This window comes from Streptomyces sp. cg40, assembly GCF_050320165.1.
Lineage (GTDB): Bacteria > Actinomycetota > Actinomycetes > Streptomycetales > Streptomycetaceae > Streptomyces > Streptomyces hokutonensis.
The window spans coordinates 4,085,819-4,101,916 of the sequence record NZ_CP190128.1; the positions used below are offsets into that span (position 1 = coordinate 4,085,819).

Below are 16,098 nucleotides of genomic sequence, written 5' to 3' on the forward strand. Positions count from 1 at the left end.
GTGGGCCCATGTGAGGCCTAGTCGGGGACGGATACGGTCGGTCGACACCGGAGGGACGGCGATATGGATCCGGAGTGGCGCGGGAAGGCGGCCTGGTATGGGACGACGGTGGAGTGACGGGCGGGGGAAGCTGATCGTGCGGGGGGCCGCGGGCACGGTCGCCGTTCCGCTGGAGCTCGCGACCTCCTACCGGGCGCGGACGAAGGGGCTGCTCGGCCGGGACGGGATCGACGGGGCGATGCTGCTCTCGCCGGCGAGCAGTGTGCACACGTTCCGGATGCGCTTCCCGATCGATGTGGCGTACCTGAACCGGAGGTTGGAGGTCGTCGCCGTCCACACGATGAAGCCGGGCCGACTGGGCCTGCCACGGCTCCGGTCCCGTCATGTGCTGGAGGCGGAGGCGGGGGTCATGGCGGGGTGGGGGTTGGACGTGGGGGGTCGGGTGACGGTGGAGGCGGGGCCGTAGGGGGCAGATCCGGTACCTGTGCCGTCACGTCGTAGACGCGGAACGGGTGGAGGTCGGCGTCCGCGCCGTAGCCCGCCTCGACCGACTCCATGCTGCATCGGACCGTACGGCCGTCGGGGACCGCCGCCCAAGTGGCGCTCGGCGGGTAGGACTCGGCGGGGTAGAGGACCGAACTGCCCACCCTGGCCGCGATACCGAGGGCGAGGTCCGCTTCCGTGAGGTCGCCGGCGGCCGGGGCGGTGACGGTGATGTCGAGGCAGAGCGCGAGGTCGCCCGGGGGCAGCGGGCAGTAGGTGCAGAGCACCGGGGCCGCCCAGTTCCGGTCCTCCTGGTTCCAGTCCCCCACGTCCACGGCCTCCTCGGGCAGGCCCAGCAAGTCCGCGAGGGCGCGCCGGATTTCGACGCGGGGCGACTCCGCCACGACGAAGAGGTTCGCGAGCAGCATTTTCACCGGCTGCTCCCGTTCCAGCGGCGCATGTCCTCGGCGTTCCCGACTCTGATGCCGAAGGGCCACGTCGGGTCGAAGAACAGCCAGTAGCGGGACTCGAGTTCGAGGGCAAGGCACTTGACCAAACCCTCCTCGGGCTTCGAGCCGACGTCCATGAAGGGGCGTACGGTCGTGCAGCGAAGTCGGTCCCAGCCGTCACCGAAGAGCTGTTCGCCTTGGGAAGCGAGGGCGATTTCGTCCCCTTCCTCCTCGATGATCGCGAAGAGTTCGACACCGGCCAGGGTGACCGAGTCCACCACCCGGACCTCCAACTGGCCGAAACCTCCCACCGATTCGAGCCGCAGCGCTCCATCGTCGAGCCTGACGAACACGACGAGCGGCTGCGGTCTGAACACCGCGATCGGCTCGTCGTCGCGGTCGACACGGCCGGGGACGAGAACATCGGTGACGTAGCGATGCAGGAGGACGTCCTCCACCCGGTTCCAACGGGTCAAGGCTGCTCCTGCTCCTCCGGCGGCAGTGTCCCGTCGGCCGCCAGCCGGGCGAGAGCCTCACGACTGCGCGCTACGGTGCCGTGCCAGCGCAGCATCGCCACGGCCTGCTCGGTGGCGACGTCGTACCGGGCGTACTGCTCGGCGAGTTCCATCGCCCACGGGGTCACCAGTGACTCGTCGTCGACGTACATGCCGAGCCAGGTGAAGACCTCGCCGGCGATCCAGCCGCCGATCCACGTCACCCACCGCCGGACGAACCGCGCCGCCTCCTCACCGCTCGGGACCTGCGGCACTCCGGGGATCCCGATCAGCGCGCACTCCCGCATCGCCTCGGACATCCGCTCCTCGGTGACCAGGCGGGCGTACGGCATCAGATCCCGCATGACCTGCCGGACCTCGAACCAGGCGGGTGGTTCGTGATCCTCGTCCTCGTCCTCGTGGCTGTGCCAGGAGGGGACGGGGACCGGTTCGGGCACGGGCTCGGGCGGGGCGCAGGACCGGAGGATCGAACGGGCGCGGGCGATGTTCTCCTCGGTCTCGGGGAGTTCCGCGGGCCACTGGAAGCCGGCGCTCCAGCTGTAGGGGAGTTCTCGTGCGGCGGGGGGTAGTAAGGGGTGTTCTCCGTACGCTGGTTGCTGTGCGCGGGCCACGTAGGCGGGGCGGCGTAGCCGCATGAGTGCGCCCCGCGCCTGCGAGCGGCTGCTTTCGTGGGCCCGGTCGTCTCGTACGACACGTAGGAGAGCCTGCTCGCCGTGAGGCTGGCCGAGTGCTTGCAGCAGGCTGACCGCCTGGTGAGCTCCGAGCCCCTTCTCGACACAGCGCTCGGCCACAGCCGCGACGCCCGCCTCGTCGTACGGCTGCTGCTGGAGCCACCGCAGCACGTCATGGGCCCAGTTCGAGAGCGTGAAGTCGGCCAACTCCCTGTTGATCAGGTCTAGTTGACCCTCAAGCCACCAGTTCGGCACCGGCGGCTGCGCTGCGCGCCCCCACTCCCTGAGCACGTCCGCAACGCCCTCGCGGGTGAACCGGCCGACCGTCGGCATCGCCTGGGACAGCCGACGCCCGGCCTCGTGCCGGACCCGGTCGAAGAGCTCCCACGACTCGTCGCTCCAGACGCGGGGCGCGGGCGACCGCGGCGGACCGGAGAGCGCGGCACCCAGTGCGTCGAGAGCGGCGCGCTCGTTCGCTTCCGTGTGTGCCAGATCCTCCAGCTTCGGCTTCCGTTCCCAGGTCAGGTCGTTCCATGGTGGCGGGAGCCGACGCATGTCCGCGGGCAGCAGGTGATGTGCGGTCACTGTCCGGCCGCTCCGTTCCTCTCGTCGCCCACTCGTCCGTCCGCTCGTTCGCTCCACGTCAAGAAACGCCCAGGTACTGCATCGCGGTCTTCGGATCCTTCATCTTGCCCGAGTCCCGTGCCGCCTGCTGCTCGGCCGGAGTCTTCCGGCTCCACGCGTCGTTCATCGCCTTGAGCTGCTGCGACGAGATGTCCTGACCGGCGACACGAAGGTCGAGACCGTTCTCGGCGAGCGTCTGCGCAGGAGTTCCGGCCGGGACCTCTCCGGTCTTCTTGTCCTTCTGGAAACCGTCGAACACCTTGTCCCAGCCGTCCTGGGTCTCGATCTCGTAGCGGGCCTTCCGGCCGGGGTTCGCCTTCTGCCAGTCGGCCAGCTTCTTGGCCTGAGCGCGAATCGACGCCTGGGTGGCCGCCTGTCCCGTGTTCTTGACCTCCACGACGTTCAGAGTGCCGTCCTTGCCCTTGTAGACCACGTCGGCGTCGTCGATGCCGGAGAGATCGGCGGTGGTGCCGTCGCCCATGTCCACCGTCTGACGGCCCTTCTTCGCACCGACACCGGCGTAGACCTTGGTGCCCTCGGCGGCGTCGTCCGCGGCGCGCGTCGCGGCCTTGACCTCGGCCATGGCTTCGGCCAGTTGGTAGCGGTTGCCGGCCCTGAGCACGGGGCCGCCGAGCGAACCACGGCTCTGGCTGTCGATAGTCGTGTTCTTCAGCATGTCCGCCAAGTCCTTGAGGGACTGGGTCAGTTCGGCCTTCCCGATCTCCCCCTTGCTCAGGTCCGGATTGTCCTTGGCCTTGGCGACGAGGTCGTCGATCTTCTTCTCGTCGAGCTGGAACCGGTCGCTCTTGGGCGTCTTCTGCTTGTCCTTGGCATCCGTGATGGCCTTCTTCGCCTCGTCCGCGGCGTGTTGCAGGTCCGCGGCGCGGGCGGCCGCATCGGCCTCGTCCGCCTGCTTACGGGCCTCCTCGGCCTCCTTCTCGGCGTCCTCGTCGCAGTCCTTGCCCTGCGCGAGTACGACATACGGCGTGCTGCCGGCGGCCAGGACCGTGGTGCCGGTGCCGGTGCCTCCGAACGTGGGGGCGCCGCTGTCGCCGTACGGGATGCGGCGGCTGGGCGCACCGACCAGACAGCCGGTCTGCCGGGCCTTCTTCTCCGCCGCGTCGGCCGCCTCGTCGGCCTCCTTGGCCGCCTTCTCGGCGCCCGCCACGTCCCCCGCCTTGGCCGCCTTCTTCGCGTCCTCCGCTGCCTTGGCCGCCTTTTCGGCTAGTTCGCCGAGTTTGCCCAACTTTCCGATCTTGCCCAGATCGCCGACCTTTTCGACGATCTTGGCGCCGTCGTAGCCCGGGATGAAGAGGGAGCCGACGTTCCACAGGACGTGGGTGACGGCGCGGGTCTTGTCGCCGTTGTTCCAGTCCTTGGCCACGTCGTCGCCGATGAACAGGTCGTAGAGGACCGTGCCGCCCGTCTTCGCGGAGGCGGTCGTCCAGTCCCACAGGGCGCCGCCGTAGTCCCCGTCGGACCACTTCTTGCCGGCGTCCTTGGAGTTCTTGGTCCAGTCGTCGCCGAGCTGTTTGCCGTAGTCGCCGATGCCCTTCACGGTGTCGATGGGGTGGCGGACCATGTCGTAGATGCCGGTGAGGTCGCCCCAGACGCCGTCCACGAAGAGGCCCTGGCCGACCTGTTTGACCTGGTCGCCGGCGCAGCCGAAGAAGGCGCCCACGCCGGAGAAGCAGCCGTCGTCGTGGGCCTTTTCATCGCTGGTGGGGGCAGGCTTGTCGGCGGCGGGGGCGGAGGCGGGGGCGGGCTTGTCGGCGCCCGTTGTGTCGGTCTCGGTAGTGGTTGTTGTGGTGCCGGTACCGCAGGACATGCCGGTGACCTTGCAGACCTCCGACTGGATGCCGCTGAAGATCTGGGTGCCGAGGCCGGTCACCAGCAGGGCCGTGATGATGGCGGCGACGATCGCGATGAAGCCGGCGTACTCGATCGCCGTCTGGCCCTCGTCCCGGCGCCAACGGATCAGGCGGGCAAGGGAGAAGGGGCGGCGTTCGGCGCGGTCCAGTCCGGCGAGGCCGTACCACTCGCGGCTCTCGGGGCGGAACAGGAAGAAGAGGATGACGATCGGGAGGAAGAGCTGGAGGCCGCCGCGGGCGGACCCCGAGGTGACGTTGACGACGGCTCCGACGATCAACCAGCCCTGTACCGCGAGGAGTCCGAGCCTGACCCGGGTCCCGCCCTCCCAGCTGCGGCGGGCCAGCCACCAGCCGAGGACGCCCGGCGCGGCGGCGTAGGCGACGAGGGCGACCACCTGGCCGTCGAGCGTGTCGTACGACGCGGCGGTCAGGAGGACGCCGAGGCCGCCGACGACGGTGACCGCGAAGAGTGCGTGGACCAGCACCAGCGCGGTGGCGAGCGGGGCGGGCATCTCGCGCCGCCCGCCCAGTCGGCTGCCGACTCCGTCGATTCCCCCGCCCGTTCCCCCGATCGAGGCCATGTCTCCCCGTCCCCCGCTGCCTGTGACTCAACTCCACTGGAGCTTCCAGAGGTTAGGGACGGGGCGGGTGCCCGGGATGGGCCCGTGGGCCCAAATCGGTACCCAACTACCGGGTGGGTCCGGACTGCACAGGACAGGGCCCGCAGGATGGCCCGGCGAATGGAGCACCGCGCCTCGTATGCTCTTCCGGTCTTCCCACCCGACCGGCCGACCAGGAGTGCACAATGTTCAAAGTCCCGATGACCGCAGGCCTGTCGATGCTCGCAGCCATCGCGGCCGGCACGCTGCTGTCGGGCTGCTCGGCATCCGTCGAGGTCAAGAAGTCCACGCCGCCGAAGCTGTCCGCGGACAAGCTTTCCAGCACGCTCTCCGAAAAGCTCGCCGCCGCGACAGGACAGTCGAAACCGGACGTCTCCTGCCCCGAGGACCTCGTCGGCAAGGTCGGCACCACCTCACGCTGCACGCTCACGGCGGACGACGGCAGCACCTTGGGTGTGACAGTCAAGGTCACCTCTGTCAGCGGCGGCCAGATCCACTACGACTTCAAGGCCGATGACAAAGCTTCTCCGGCCTCGAACTGACCAGCGTCCAAAGACAGTTGAGTCTGATTCGCTTATATGAGCGACGGGGGTAAGGCTGATGGCAGGGGTAGATCCGGACAACAGCGCGACGGCACAATCCGTCGGAATGCGACTGAACCAGATACCGGGCGATATCGGTGGTTCCCCGACTGCTCAGGGACAGCCCGAAGGGCAGCAGAAGCTCGTCTCCTCACCGGCCCAGAAAAAGGCGGCGGCCAACGCCATCGAGCAGCACATCGAGCCCGACACACGCAAAGCCGCAGGCCATGCCGACGCGGAAACCAACGGAGCGGTCAAGGCGTTCCGCGACGGATGGCGCGCCTCGGGAGCGCTGAAAAAGGCGCACACGGCCTGGGGCGAGCAGGTGACGAACCTGATGAACAGGCTCGGCTCGGACAAGGCGGCACTGCGCAGCACCAACACCACACTGCAGACCACGGACTTCCAGGTCGGGTCGGACACGGACGCGGTGTCGGCACTCTCCGGGTACTGACGGGCAAGCCACGGGGCTCAGTTGGGTCGCGCCCTCGGCCCGCAGACAGCTTGGCAATGACAGCAGGGAAGCCATGCCGACTTATCACGAGATCATGACAACCGATCTGTCCGCGCTCACCACAGCCTCAGAGCGCTGGGACGGGATGGCGAAGGAGTTCCACAAGCAGGAGTCCGCCTACCGGCGGGACGTCTACGGCATCACCCTGAGTCCGGGCTGGTCGGGGTTGAGCGCGGACGCGGCGAGCGGACGCTTCGACACCACACTCAAGCAGTTCCAGGCCGCGCAGGTCGAAGCCAAGGCAGTGGCCTCACTGCTGCGTGAGGCACACACGGACTTCACGGGTCTCCGGAAAAAACTGGAGTCCGCCCGAGAGGACGCCGTCAAGGCGGGCATGGTGGTCTCGGAGCAGGGCTTGGTGTCCTACGACACCGCAAGGCTGAGCGAGGGCGAGCGCACAGCCCTGCACCACGACCCCGACTACCAGCAGACGGTGCGCAAGGCTGTCGCCTCCTGGCAGGCGGAGATCGATCGGCTCGTGAAGGCGGTGAGCGACACCGACACTGAGGTCGAGAACGCCCTCACTCGGGTGGTGATCGACTCCGATGTCAGTGACGGCACGCTGACCGGCTTCAACAGCCAGGCCCACGGCGACATCAAGACCTACGAGGACGAGGCCAGGCGCGAAGCCGCCCGGACCGAACCCGACGGTTGGAAGTCCAAGGGCAAGACCGAGGTGTCCGGCCTCGGTGCCGGGGCGAGCGCGGAGGGACCGGACGTCGCGTCCGGCAAACTCGGCGAGGCAGAGGCACATGCAGACCTGGGCAGCGCGAGCGCCGAGGGCTCGCTCACCAGAGGGCCGTGGACACTCGACGGAAAGGCCGATGCCTACGCGGGCGCGAAGGGCTCGGCCAGCGGCAGCTTCAGCCAGAGCGGCGCAGAAGGAGACGCGAGCGCCTTCGCCGGGGCTGAGGGATCGTCCGAGGGCAACGTCAATGTCGGCCCGTTCGGCGTCTCCGCCAAGGCCGAGGCCACGGCGGGTGCCGAGGCCAACGCGAATACGGGGGGCGGCAAAGAGGGTGTGCACGTGGGCGGCAACGTCTTCGCGGGTGCCAAAGGCGGCGGCGAGTTCGGTGCGGATCTCGGCGGAGTCTCGGCGGGCTTCTCCTCCGAGGGGTGGGCCGGTCCCGGCGCCGAGGCAAGCCTGGACGCCGGCAAGAACGACGAGAACGTGTGGGAATTCAGCACCAAAGTCGGTCTCTCTCCCGCGCTCGGCGGGGAAGTGGGCTTCGAGTTCAGTGTCGACCCGGACAAGGTCGTCCACACCGCGGGCGACCTGGCCGACGCCGTGGGCCATGGTGTGAGTTCGGTCGGGCATGCGGTCACCAGCGTGTTCTGAAACCATCACCAACGTGCTCCGAACCGTCGCTCGCGTGGCCCGGCGCCGCGGCTGCGCCTTCGGAGGAAGGAAACCTCTCGATGCCGACGACCCTGCCGATCCCGATCCGGTTCGATGTACCTCAAGGCTGGCGCGCCGCGCCTCCGGACGAAGTCGGCGCACCCGACGCCGCGTTCGTCGCCGTCCATCCGCCGTCGGACAACGGCTTCACCCCGAACATCACCGTCGACGGCGAGTACCGCCCCGACACGGCGACGCTGCCCCGCATCGCCGACGAGTCGGTGGGTCTCATGAGTGAATCCGTCACGTCGGTCAGGGTCACCGACCGACGTGAGACCGGCTCCGCGGATGCTCCCGGCCTCACCCAGACCCTGGCCTTCTCGGTCGTCCTGGGCCAGCGGAGCCACGACCTCCTCCAGTCGCAGGTGTACCTTTCCCTGCTCGACGTCGACAATCCCCGCAGGCGGGTCGTGATCCGCCTGATGCTCACCTCCACCGAGTCACGGCATCCCGCTCTGCTGGACGACTTCCGGAGCATGGTGCGAACCATCCGCCCGGGCGAGGGGGCAACGCCGTAGTTCCGCGGGTGGGAACGCGCTTGTGCCGCCGTCCCGGCCTTCATAGGTTGGCCTCATGGGACTCTTCGACAAGCTCACCGGCACCCAGCATCCACCCGAGGGGGTGTCGCCGGTCCCTGGGGAGGACTTGCGGGAGGCATTGCTCGGACTCAACCGGGCCGAGGTTCCCTACGTCATCCGCTACGGCGGCGGCGAGGGGTGCGACCTGCTCGCGGAGTGGCGATTGACCGAACCGGCCTGGCAGCAGGTCTTCGTCCGGTCCCGGATCAGTCACGCCGTCCGGATCCGGCTGCGCCTGGACCACAAGGAGCACGAGGTACGCGCCCTTGAGGAACAGTGGGAGCTGAGTCGGGTCGGTACTCCGACGAGGCTCCAGACGACTTCGGAGTACACACGCGGACCCGGCCGGACCGTCAGCCGTCGCTGGACCGTCGGGCGTGGTGCCGACGGCCACCTTGAGGCGACGGAGACCTTCCGCTTCGACAGCGCCGAAATGCGCGAGCCCCTGCGTGACACCGTGCTCAGGTCCGGTTGGACCTGGCGGGGAGTGGTCTTTGGCAAGCTGTGAGGTCGGACGACGGGAAGATCCGGGCCGGTTTCGGAGGAAAGTGGCCCCGCCCGCCGGGGACTTGAGCGATGCGGCGTTGTGCCGGTGTCCGCCCCGGGACACCCTCCCCGTGAAAGTGTGACGCTTTGACGAAAAAGCGTCACACTTTTACGGCACACTCCCCGCGAGCGGCACCCCTTTGCGCCGCTCGACTGCAAAGGCCCTCGTTCCCTCCGCCCTCGTCGTCGGCCTCCAAACGCGGCGAGCCCAGGCGCGCACCCCGCGGCTCGGCCACGCGTACCGCGTCACTCAGGCACTCGGCGAGCCGCACGGCCGCGTACCGCACCTCGGTGAACGGGGACATGGAATCGTCCAGCACCTTCCGGGCACCGCCCAACACGTCCTCCGCCATGGCGAGTTGTACGGCTTCCATCTCGTCCGCGAGGCGTGAGAGGTACCCGCCCTCACTGTCGGTCGACAGGTAGCAGGGTTTGCCCTCCGGCGACGGCCACGGCAGGAGGCGGAGGCGGACGAGGCCCTCCACATGTTTCCCCGGCTCCCCCGGTTCCGTCGACCCCGCCTTCTTCATCGACGTCATTACGCCGCCACCGCCGTACCGATCGTCCCCATCAAGGGCACCTTCGTCCGCGCCGAGAAGCCGTCAGTCGGCACCCTGACGGAGAGCGAGAGCGCCGACTGACGGTTGTGCACGTCAGCTCGACGTGCGCGGGAAGGTCACCTCGACCCTTCGGTTCTTCTTGCGGCCGGCCTCCGTGGAGTTGTCGGCGATCGGGTACTGCTCGCCGTAGCCGCGTACTTCGAAGGTGATGTTCGGGTCGTTCAAGTCAGCGTCCAGGACGGCCTGTACGGCGTCGGCGCGCTGCTTGGAGAGGACGTCGCCGTGGGCCGAGGAGCCGAGGTTGTCGGTGAAGCCGAAGACGCGGACGGTGGTCGCGTTCTGCTTCTTGATCTCCGCGGCGATCGCGTCGATACGGGACTTCGAGGCGGCGCTCAGCTTCGAACTGTCCTTGCTGAAGAGGACCTCGGCCTGGAGGGCGAACGTCACGTCCGAGTTGGTGTCCTCGCGGCGTTCCTCGCCGCCCTGGTCCTCCACGACGGACTTGATGTCCAGCACCTTGGGGGCGGCGAGCGTGGCGCCCTCGGGGAGCTTCAGGTCGGGGTCGTTCGGGTCGACCTGCACGGGGGCGGAGGCGGAGGCCTCGGTGCCCGGGGGGACGCTGGGGCTCGGGGTGTCGGCGTGGGCCGTCACCGCGCCGACGAGGTTCGCGGCGACCATGAGGGTGGCGGCGGTGACGACGAGGGGGAGGCGGGGAGTGGTGGTCACTGTCGCCTCATCCGGAGATCTTGATGGTGGCGACGGAGAACGTGGGTAGTTCGAAGGAGACTTCAGTGGTGGTGGAGGGCGGAGCCGGGAACTGCATGAAGACGGCAACCTCGTCGCCTGACTTGATCGTCGCGATACCGGTTGTCGTCAGCGGACGGCCGTCCGTATCACGCAGCACGTAGTAGCGCTTCTTGCCCTTCGAGTCCACGAGTGTGGCGCCGCCGAGCGACGGGCCGTTCCTGATGATCTCGGTCTCATTGCCGCTCAACGCGGCTGGAACCACGAGGAGTTTGTCCGCGTCGTTCCTCAGGTTGCCGTTCACCGTGACGAAACCGCCCGCGTCCCGGGTGACCGAGGTGATGTCCAGGATCAGGCCGTTCGACCCCTTCAACTCGGCCAAGGGCGCGTCCGACTGCCCCTCCTGGGCACTCGGATCGGATCCGCCGCTCTTGGAGGCCGAGGCCGTCGTGTCCGGCTTCTTGGCTTCGCCGCCACCCCCGCAGCCGGCCACACCGAGGGCCAGACCGGCCGCGACAGCCATCGCGACCATCCCCCTGCGGGCCGTCGAAGTGAACCGAATGCTCATGACTCTGCTTCCTTCACCACTCGTCGTTCGGTTGTCAGTCAGCCAGGTGGACGTCGAAAAGGTCCTCGGGTCCCGGTAGATCGGTGAGTTGGAGCGGGTCCAGGTCCCACTCCACGCCGTCCTTGCAGGTGAGCTTCGGCAGCACATCGTCCCCGGCGTCCTCACCGGGGAGTTGGAACGTGCAGAGCGACTCGATCACGGCGGTGGCATGTGCTTTCGAGTACGTGTTCTCCGTACCGGGGACGATCGAGTCGCCGACGGACTTGTTGGTCCTGACCGCGACCGTGAAGCGTAGGGGCTCCGTCTGTGTGCAGTTCTCCACAGCGGCGTCGTTCTGCCCCGCGAGTTCGGTGGCACGCCCGCACGACGGGGTGAGCCCGTCCGCGATGCCATCGAAGATGTCCTGCCACTTGGTCGGGTCGAGCACGTCCAGCTGCCACGCATCTGCGAGTTGGTCCCGGGTGTCCTGTGCCGCCGCGAGCGCCGCCGCGTCGGCGGCCGTCTGGGCTCCGCCCCGGTTCACCGCGGCCTGGCCGACCGCTACGTACGCGAACGCGAGAAAGAGCAGACCCGCCACCACCGTGATGTAGATGGGGAAGGCCTGCCCTGCGTCGCTGTATCTCCGGGGCCGCATCAGCCGCCAGTGACCTCGCCGATCTTCGCGGTGATCGCGTCGAGGATCGACTGGCCGATCGACGTACCCGTGATCGCCAGCACGATCGCCACGACCACCGCGATGATGCCCAGGTACTCCACCGCGGTCTGACCCCTGTCGCTGCGGGCGGCGCGGGCCTGAAGGTACGTCACGGTGGTGTTGATCCAGTTGCTCATGATGTTCCCCTCCGAATGACGCGTTACCGGCTTCCTCGTCGCCGGTGCCGCTTTCGACATGAGAACGGTATGCCCGCGACAGCGGTACGTCAGAGGGTCCCAGGGCCCAATCCCGGGCCCAATCGGAGTCCCAACCGTTCACCGGAGTTCACCCCAGCCCTCGTGTCGAACCCGGTGCCGTGCCGAGCCACTTGGCGGCGGCCTCGGAGCGGCTCGTGCTGTGGAGTTTGGCGAAGATGCGGTTGATGTGGTTCTTGACGGTCTTCTCGGAGATGAAGCAGGTGGCGGCGATCTGCTGGTTGGTCATGCCGGACGCTATGTGGTCCATGATCTCCGCCTCCCTCGCGCTCAGTTGGAACCGTGACCTGTCCGGCGTCAACTGTCGCACAGTTGGTTGCAGTTGCGAAAGCCCTTTGGGTGAAGTCGGTGGTGGCAAGGACCCAACGGGTTCTATCACGTGTGCAGTTGCACTTAGTTGAGGCTCGTATGAGCCCAGGCCCTCCGGTAGTGCGGGGCCCGTTCGTTCCTGGCGGAGCTGGGCCAGAAGTGCGCCCGCCGCCGACGGCGTGAAGTGGGCCCTGCCCTGCTTGATGTCCCTTACGGCGGCGACCAGTTCGTCCGCCGTGAACTCGCCGTGGACCAGGTAACCGCCCGCCCCTCGGCGCAGCGCCTCCTGGACGATCTCCGACTCCCTGCTGTACGTGAGCATCACGACCGGCGCGATCCCCACGAGGTACGGGAGCGCCGAGATGCCGTCCACGCCGGGCATGCGTACGTCCAGGAGGACCACGTCGGGGCGGTGCAGGCGGGCCGCCTCGTAGGCCTCGCGGCCGTCCGTCGCCTCCGCCACGACCGTGATGTCCGCACGGCCCGAGAGGAGTGCCGTCAGGCCGGCCCGGACCACCGGGTTGTCGTCGGCCACCACCACCCGAAGGGGTGAAGTCGGCGCGGGCTGCGGGAAGTTCGGGAACGGGTTCGGCTGCGGCGCGCCGGGGTGGGGCGTCGTGTGGTCCGGCATGGCTGCCTCCTCTCGGGTCGTAGTCGTAGTCGTGTGTGTTCGCTGTGGTTACGTCTTCGCCGTCAGCGCTTCCAGCGGGAGTTCCAGGCGGACCTCCGTGCCCTTGGGGTGGCCGCCCCTGCCGATGCGGATGCGGGCGCCCACCGATGCCGCCCGCTCCACCATGCCGACCAGGCCGAAGTGGCCTGCCCTGCGCAGCTGTTCGAGGGTCGTTCCGGGAGGGAGGCCGCGGCCGTCGTCGTAGACGCTGATGCGGAGCAGGCTGTCGTGGACTCCGGCCCGTACGTCGACCTTGGTGGGGGTCGCGTGGCGGTGGGCGTTCTCCATCGCCTCCGTGGCGATGGTGAGGAGTTGGCGGGCCACGGCGGGCGGGACCGGGGGTACGCCGTGTTCGCCGGTGGGGCGGTAGGTGGTGGGCAGGCCGGTTCTGGTGCTGAAGTCCCTTGTACGGGCGGCCAGTTCGACCAGTACGTCCGTGCCCTCGTCGGGGTCGGACTCTCTGCGCAGGTCCGCCAGGAGTTCCCGGGATTCAGCCGCGGCCCGGCGTGCCGAGCGGGCCACCAGTTCCGCCTGCTGTTTCACCAGGGTCGGGTCCATGCGGTCCGCGCCCGCCGAACCGACCAGGCCGTCCGCCGCGAGGGCAACGCCGTGCAGGGTCTTCGCCACGGAGTCGTGCAACTCGCGGGCCAGGCGGGCCCGTTCGGCGCCCACCGCCTCCGTTACGGCCAGCCTCGCCTGGACCGTCGTCAACGCGGTCGTCGCCTCGCCGAAGCGGAGCATCAGGTTGCGCAGGGTCACTCCGACCGCGCCTGCGATCACGCACAGGCCGGGGAGCAGGGAGGCTTCCGCCACGCCCCTGTGGGCGTCGGCCGCCGCCGTCTGCGCCAGGAGCAGGATCACCGCCTGGAGGCCGGCGAAGCAGCCGGCGCCGCGCCAGCCGTAGACGATGCCGGCGAGCAGAGGCGTGCAGACGCTGACATAGGCGAGGGTGCTGGTGGGGCCGGCGGAGATGAGGAGCAGGGCGGCGAAGAGGGTGTCCAGGGCGAGGAGGGAGGGGTGGCGGAGGAGGAGGGGGCCGAAGCGTTCCCAGTCCCTGAAGAGGACGTAGGAGACCATGAAGGTGACGACCACGGCTGCGCCGACCAGGCGGGTCGCTACTCCGGGGTTGGCGTTGAGGAGGGCGGAGGGGGCGGCCAGGGCGATCATCGCGAGGCGGAAGCCGAAGACCTGCCGGCACATTGCCTGTAGGGCGCTGATCTGGATGGGGAGCGCCACGACCCGGCCTCCGGCCGGGATCTTGCTCCCACCCGCACCAACCGTTGCACTTTCGTTGTCGGGTGCGGGTGGCCCCTGTGGGGCGCCTTCACCGTCGGCGGCCATCCCTGCGCCGTCGGCCGACGGGTCCGCCTTCGGCATCCCCGACGCAGCCGCCACCACCGGCCCCGGCTGCGTCGGCACCCCGGGCAGCCTCGCCCCGGGCCCCGCCGGCGTCCACCCCGGCGGCAGCGCGGGCGTCACCGTCGTCACCGGGATGTCCGTCGCCCCGGACCGCACATGGTCCGGCAGGACCGTCCCCGCCGGCGGTGTCGTGATCTCCGCCGGCTTCGGGCGCCGTCGCAGTCGTCCCGTTCGTTCCTCCGTCGTCGCCATCCGTCGCTCGCCCCCGTCCCCTACTTGCCCGTGATCGTGCTGAAGTCCGTGCCGGAGCCGAGGAGGAGGCCCGCGCCGAGGAGCAGCATCGTGGCCGGGACCATGAACGTGGTGATCATCATGGTGGCCTTGGGCACCGCCCTGGCCGCCTTCCGCCGCGCGTTCTGCGCGTCCGTGCGGCGCATGTCCTTCGCCAGGGCGACCAGCGTGTCGACGATCGGCGCGCCCAGCTCCTCGCCCTGCTGCAACGCCGTGACGAACATGGCCACTTGCTCGCTGTCGTTGCGCCGGCGCAGTTCCGTGAAGGCCGCGCGGCGGCTCATGCCCAGGTCCATCTGGCGGAGCGTGATGCGGAGTTCGTCGGCCCAGGGCCCCTCGTACTTCGACGCCACCCGGTCCAGCGCCTGGCGGAAGCCCAGCCCCGCGCTCACCACCACCGCCAGCACGTCGAGGAAGTCGGGCAGGGTCCGTTCGATCACGTCCTTGCGGATGCGGATCGCCGACCAGATGCCGACCTCCGTCCAGAACGCGCCGAAGGCGAACAGGATGATGGCGAGGAGGTAGTTGCCCTTCAGGAGGAACACCAGGCCGCCGAAGCCGCCGAGGAAGCCGTAGACCGCCCTCCTCGCCGCGTAGCGGTCGATCGTCAGGCCGCCCGGATTGCCCGCGAGGTCTATCTTGCGGCGGTACTTGGCCACCTGCTTGGGGCCCATCAGGCGCAGGACCGTCGGGGCGTAGCGCATGCCGAGGCGGTCGACGACGGAGTCGACCGCGCCGGTGCGGGTGGAGCCGACCTCCAGGGCGAGGACCAGGTCGGTGGGGAGTTTCGCGTCCGCGCGGTACATGCGGATGCCGGCGAAGATGCCCCACACGCTGAGGCCCATGACCAGTCCGAGGACGAGTGCCGTCATCAGGTTCCCCCCTCTCAGACGTCGATGCGGGACAGGCGGCGGATGAGGACGAAGCCGACCGCGTACAGCCCGAAGGCGATGATCACGCAGGCCTGGCCGATCGGGGAGCCCGTCATCCGGTCCAGGGCGCCGGGTTTGACACCGTTCATCAGGAAGAGGGCGCCCACGCCCATCACCGGAACGGCGTACGAGGTCATGTTGACCTGGGAGAGCTGGGTGCGGACCTCGCGGCGGGTCTCCTTGCGCTCCTCCAGGGTCTCGGTGAGGTTGCGCAGGGCGCTGACCACCTGGCCGCCGGCCCGGTTCGAGAGCACCAACGTCGTGACCAGTACGACGAGTTCGCGGGACGGGAGGCGGTCCGCCAGCTCGCTCAGCGCGTCGTCCATCGAGGCGCCGACCGCCAACTGGTTGGCCACCTTGGCGAGTTCCTCCCCGGCCGGTGCCTCCAGTTCCTCCGCCGCCATGCTGATCGAGGTGCGCAGGGCGAGGCCCGCGTGGGTCGCGTTGGCCATGATGCGCGCCAGTTCGGGGAGTTGGTTGATGAACTTCTCGATGCGTTTCTGGCGTTGCCAGTTGAGGAACTGGATCGCCACCCCGATGCCCAACAGGCCCGCGATCGGCCCGAAGAACGGTGCCAGGGAGGCTTGGCCGATCAGCCAGAGGGCGGCCACCGTGGCCAGCATGTAGACGAAGAACTCGCCCGGCGTCATGTCCAACCCCGTTGCGGCAAGCCGCAGTTCGAGCTTGCGGCCGAGGCGGGTGCGGCGCAGTCTGCGGTCCAGGCCGCGGAAGCGGCGGGCGCGGCCGAGCGGGATCTGTCCGGTCGACGACAGCCGGTCGACCAGGGCCGCGCGCTGTGCCCTGCCCGTGGCGTAGGCGTGCACTCCGGCGACACCCAGGACGCAGGTCAGCAGGGTGATGCCGGTGGTGAGCGTGACGATCGTCTGGAGATCCATGGGGTCGGT

Annotated in this window: 19 protein-coding genes; 6 read left to right on the top strand and 13 right to left on the bottom strand. The window is 69.0% G+C overall.

Features of this window, described 5'->3' with window-relative positions:
* The first annotated feature begins 97 nt into the window (after window positions 1-97).
* Complete coding sequence (locus ACQHII_RS17875; protein ID WP_427920235.1) at window positions 98-466, top strand: DUF192 domain-containing protein; 369 nt, start codon at window positions 98-100, stop codon at window positions 464-466.
* On the opposite strand, the gene ACQHII_RS17880 is transcribed toward ACQHII_RS17875, so the two are convergent.
* Genes ACQHII_RS17880 through ACQHII_RS17895 form a run of 4 tightly spaced genes read right to left on the bottom strand, consistent with a single transcriptional unit; the run spans window position 408 to window position 5,194 of the window.
* Window positions 408-917: a hypothetical protein gene (locus ACQHII_RS17880; RefSeq protein WP_427920236.1), complete on the bottom strand. Its 510-nt coding sequence runs from the start codon at window positions 915-917 to the stop codon at window positions 408-410. The two genes, ACQHII_RS17875 and ACQHII_RS17880, sit on opposite strands and share 59 nt — an antisense overlap.
* Entirely contained in the window at window positions 914-1,408 is a 495-nt protein-coding gene (locus tag ACQHII_RS17885) for a hypothetical protein (RefSeq protein WP_427920237.1), read from the bottom strand. Before ACQHII_RS17885 ends, ACQHII_RS17880 begins: the two co-directional genes overlap by 4 nt.
* On the bottom strand, window positions 1,405-2,703 hold the full coding sequence (locus ACQHII_RS17890; protein ID WP_427920238.1) for a hypothetical protein: 1,299 nt from the start codon (window positions 2,701-2,703) through the stop codon (window positions 1,405-1,407). The genes ACQHII_RS17885 and ACQHII_RS17890 overlap by 4 nt, the downstream gene beginning before the upstream one ends.
* A 58-nt stretch (window positions 2,704-2,761) precedes the next feature.
* Window positions 2,762-5,194, bottom strand: a complete 2,433-nt coding sequence (locus tag ACQHII_RS17895) for a hypothetical protein (protein WP_427920239.1) — start codon at window positions 5,192-5,194, stop codon at window positions 2,762-2,764.
* Window positions 5,195-5,433: 239 nt separating this feature from the next.
* On the opposite strand from ACQHII_RS17895, the gene ACQHII_RS17900 reads away from it, so the two are divergent.
* From ACQHII_RS17900 to ACQHII_RS17920, 5 genes are all read left to right on the top strand, one after another.
* Window positions 5,434-5,775 carry a DUF4333 domain-containing protein gene (locus tag ACQHII_RS17900; protein ID WP_427920240.1) on the top strand — a complete coding sequence of 114 codons (342 nt, stop codon included), beginning with the start codon at window positions 5,434-5,436 and terminating at the stop codon, window positions 5,773-5,775.
* Window positions 5,776-5,881: 106 nt separating this feature from the next.
* A complete protein-coding gene (locus tag ACQHII_RS17905; protein WP_427920241.1) occupies window positions 5,882-6,268 on the top strand; it encodes a hypothetical protein in 387 nt (128 codons plus the stop codon).
* A gap of 94 nt (window positions 6,269-6,362) precedes the next feature.
* Window positions 6,363-7,667, top strand: coding sequence for a hypothetical protein (locus tag ACQHII_RS17910; RefSeq protein ID WP_427920242.1), 1,305 nt, complete (start codon window positions 6,363-6,365; stop codon window positions 7,665-7,667).
* Between the two features lie 80 nt (window positions 7,668-7,747).
* Window positions 7,748-8,245, top strand: a complete 498-nt coding sequence (locus tag ACQHII_RS17915) for a hypothetical protein (RefSeq protein WP_427920243.1) — start codon at window positions 7,748-7,750, stop codon at window positions 8,243-8,245.
* A 55-nt stretch (window positions 8,246-8,300) separates the two neighbouring features.
* A complete protein-coding gene (locus ACQHII_RS17920) occupies window positions 8,301-8,813 on the top strand; it encodes a hypothetical protein (protein ID WP_427920244.1) in 513 nt (170 codons plus the stop codon).
* A gap of 139 nt (window positions 8,814-8,952) precedes the next feature.
* Here the strand turns inward: ACQHII_RS17920 and ACQHII_RS17925 are convergent, their stop codons facing one another.
* The 9 genes from ACQHII_RS17925 to ACQHII_RS17965 all read right to left on the bottom strand — a co-directional run bounded on the left by ACQHII_RS17925 (window position 8,953) and on the right by ACQHII_RS17965 (window position 16,089).
* Window positions 8,953-9,390 carry a hypothetical protein gene (locus ACQHII_RS17925; RefSeq protein WP_427920245.1) on the bottom strand — a complete coding sequence of 146 codons (438 nt, stop codon included), beginning with the start codon at window positions 9,388-9,390 and terminating at the stop codon, window positions 8,953-8,955.
* Window positions 9,391-9,504: 114 nt separating this feature from the next.
* Complete coding sequence (locus ACQHII_RS17930; RefSeq protein ID WP_427925338.1) at window positions 9,505-10,089, bottom strand: OmpA family protein; 585 nt, start codon at window positions 10,087-10,089, stop codon at window positions 9,505-9,507.
* 55 nt (window positions 10,090-10,144) lie between these two features.
* Window positions 10,145-10,723, bottom strand: a complete 579-nt coding sequence (locus ACQHII_RS17935; RefSeq protein WP_427920246.1) for a hypothetical protein — start codon at window positions 10,721-10,723, stop codon at window positions 10,145-10,147.
* A 34-nt stretch (window positions 10,724-10,757) separates the two neighbouring features.
* Window positions 10,758-11,357, bottom strand: coding sequence for a pilus assembly protein TadG-related protein (locus ACQHII_RS17940; protein WP_427920247.1), 600 nt, complete (start codon window positions 11,355-11,357; stop codon window positions 10,758-10,760).
* A complete protein-coding gene (locus tag ACQHII_RS17945; RefSeq protein ID WP_427920248.1) occupies window positions 11,357-11,554 on the bottom strand; it encodes a Flp family type IVb pilin in 198 nt (65 codons plus the stop codon). The genes ACQHII_RS17940 and ACQHII_RS17945 overlap by 1 nt, the downstream gene beginning before the upstream one ends.
* Window positions 11,555-11,702: 148 nt before the next feature.
* Window positions 11,703-12,572 (bottom strand): response regulator, encoded by an 870-nt coding sequence (locus ACQHII_RS17950; RefSeq protein WP_427920249.1) that lies wholly within the window; start codon window positions 12,570-12,572, stop codon window positions 11,703-11,705.
* 48 nt (window positions 12,573-12,620) lie between these two features.
* Window positions 12,621-14,222 carry a histidine kinase gene (locus ACQHII_RS17955; protein WP_427920250.1) on the bottom strand — a complete coding sequence of 534 codons (1,602 nt, stop codon included), beginning with the start codon at window positions 14,220-14,222 and terminating at the stop codon, window positions 12,621-12,623.
* 20 nt (window positions 14,223-14,242) lie between these two features.
* Entirely contained in the window at window positions 14,243-15,133 is an 891-nt protein-coding gene (locus ACQHII_RS17960; RefSeq protein WP_427920251.1) for a DUF5936 domain-containing protein, read from the bottom strand.
* A 14-nt stretch (window positions 15,134-15,147) separates the two neighbouring features.
* Complete coding sequence (locus ACQHII_RS17965) at window positions 15,148-16,089, bottom strand: type II secretion system F family protein (RefSeq protein ID WP_381243370.1); 942 nt, start codon at window positions 16,087-16,089, stop codon at window positions 15,148-15,150.
* Window positions 16,090-16,098 lie beyond the last annotated feature (9 nt).

What these genes read in the sequence shown, in the direction of transcription:
- ACQHII_RS17940 (WP_427920247.1), bottom strand. Translation starts at nt 11,357, where the DNA reads ATGCGGCCCCGGAGATACAGCGACGCAGGGCAGGCCTTCCCCATCTAC.
- ACQHII_RS17875 (WP_427920235.1), top strand. Translation starts at nt 98, where the DNA reads ATGGGACGACGGTGGAGTGACGGGCGGGGGAAGCTGATCGTGCGGGGG.
- ACQHII_RS17900 (WP_427920240.1), top strand. Translation starts at nt 5,434, where the DNA reads ATGACCGCAGGCCTGTCGATGCTCGCAGCCATCGCGGCCGGCACGCTG.
- ACQHII_RS17895 (WP_427920239.1), bottom strand. Translation starts at nt 5,194, where the DNA reads ATGGCCTCGATCGGGGGAACGGGCGGGGGAATCGACGGAGTCGGCAGC.
- ACQHII_RS17910 (WP_427920242.1), top strand. Translation starts at nt 6,363, where the DNA reads ATGACAACCGATCTGTCCGCGCTCACCACAGCCTCAGAGCGCTGGGAC.
- ACQHII_RS17905 (WP_427920241.1), top strand. Translation starts at nt 5,882, where the DNA reads ATGCGACTGAACCAGATACCGGGCGATATCGGTGGTTCCCCGACTGCT.
- ACQHII_RS17960 (WP_427920251.1), bottom strand. Translation starts at nt 15,133, where the DNA reads ATGACGGCACTCGTCCTCGGACTGGTCATGGGCCTCAGCGTGTGGGGC.
- ACQHII_RS17965 (WP_381243370.1), bottom strand. Translation starts at nt 16,089, where the DNA reads ATGGATCTCCAGACGATCGTCACGCTCACCACCGGCATCACCCTGCTG.
- ACQHII_RS17950 (WP_427920249.1), bottom strand. Translation starts at nt 12,572, where the DNA reads ATGCCGGACCACACGACGCCCCACCCCGGCGCGCCGCAGCCGAACCCG.
- ACQHII_RS17935 (WP_427920246.1), bottom strand. Translation starts at nt 10,723, where the DNA reads ATGAGCATTCGGTTCACTTCGACGGCCCGCAGGGGGATGGTCGCGATG.
- ACQHII_RS17930 (WP_427925338.1), bottom strand. Translation starts at nt 10,089, where the DNA reads ATGGTCGCCGCGAACCTCGTCGGCGCGGTGACGGCCCACGCCGACACC.
- ACQHII_RS17915 (WP_427920243.1), top strand. Translation starts at nt 7,748, where the DNA reads ATGCCGACGACCCTGCCGATCCCGATCCGGTTCGATGTACCTCAAGGC.
- ACQHII_RS17955 (WP_427920250.1), bottom strand. Translation starts at nt 14,222, where the DNA reads ATGGCGACGACGGAGGAACGAACGGGACGACTGCGACGGCGCCCGAAG.
- ACQHII_RS17920 (WP_427920244.1), top strand. Translation starts at nt 8,301, where the DNA reads ATGGGACTCTTCGACAAGCTCACCGGCACCCAGCATCCACCCGAGGGG.
- ACQHII_RS17925 (WP_427920245.1), bottom strand. Translation starts at nt 9,390, where the DNA reads ATGACGTCGATGAAGAAGGCGGGGTCGACGGAACCGGGGGAGCCGGGG.
- ACQHII_RS17945 (WP_427920248.1), bottom strand. Translation starts at nt 11,554, where the DNA reads ATGAGCAACTGGATCAACACCACCGTGACGTACCTTCAGGCCCGCGCC.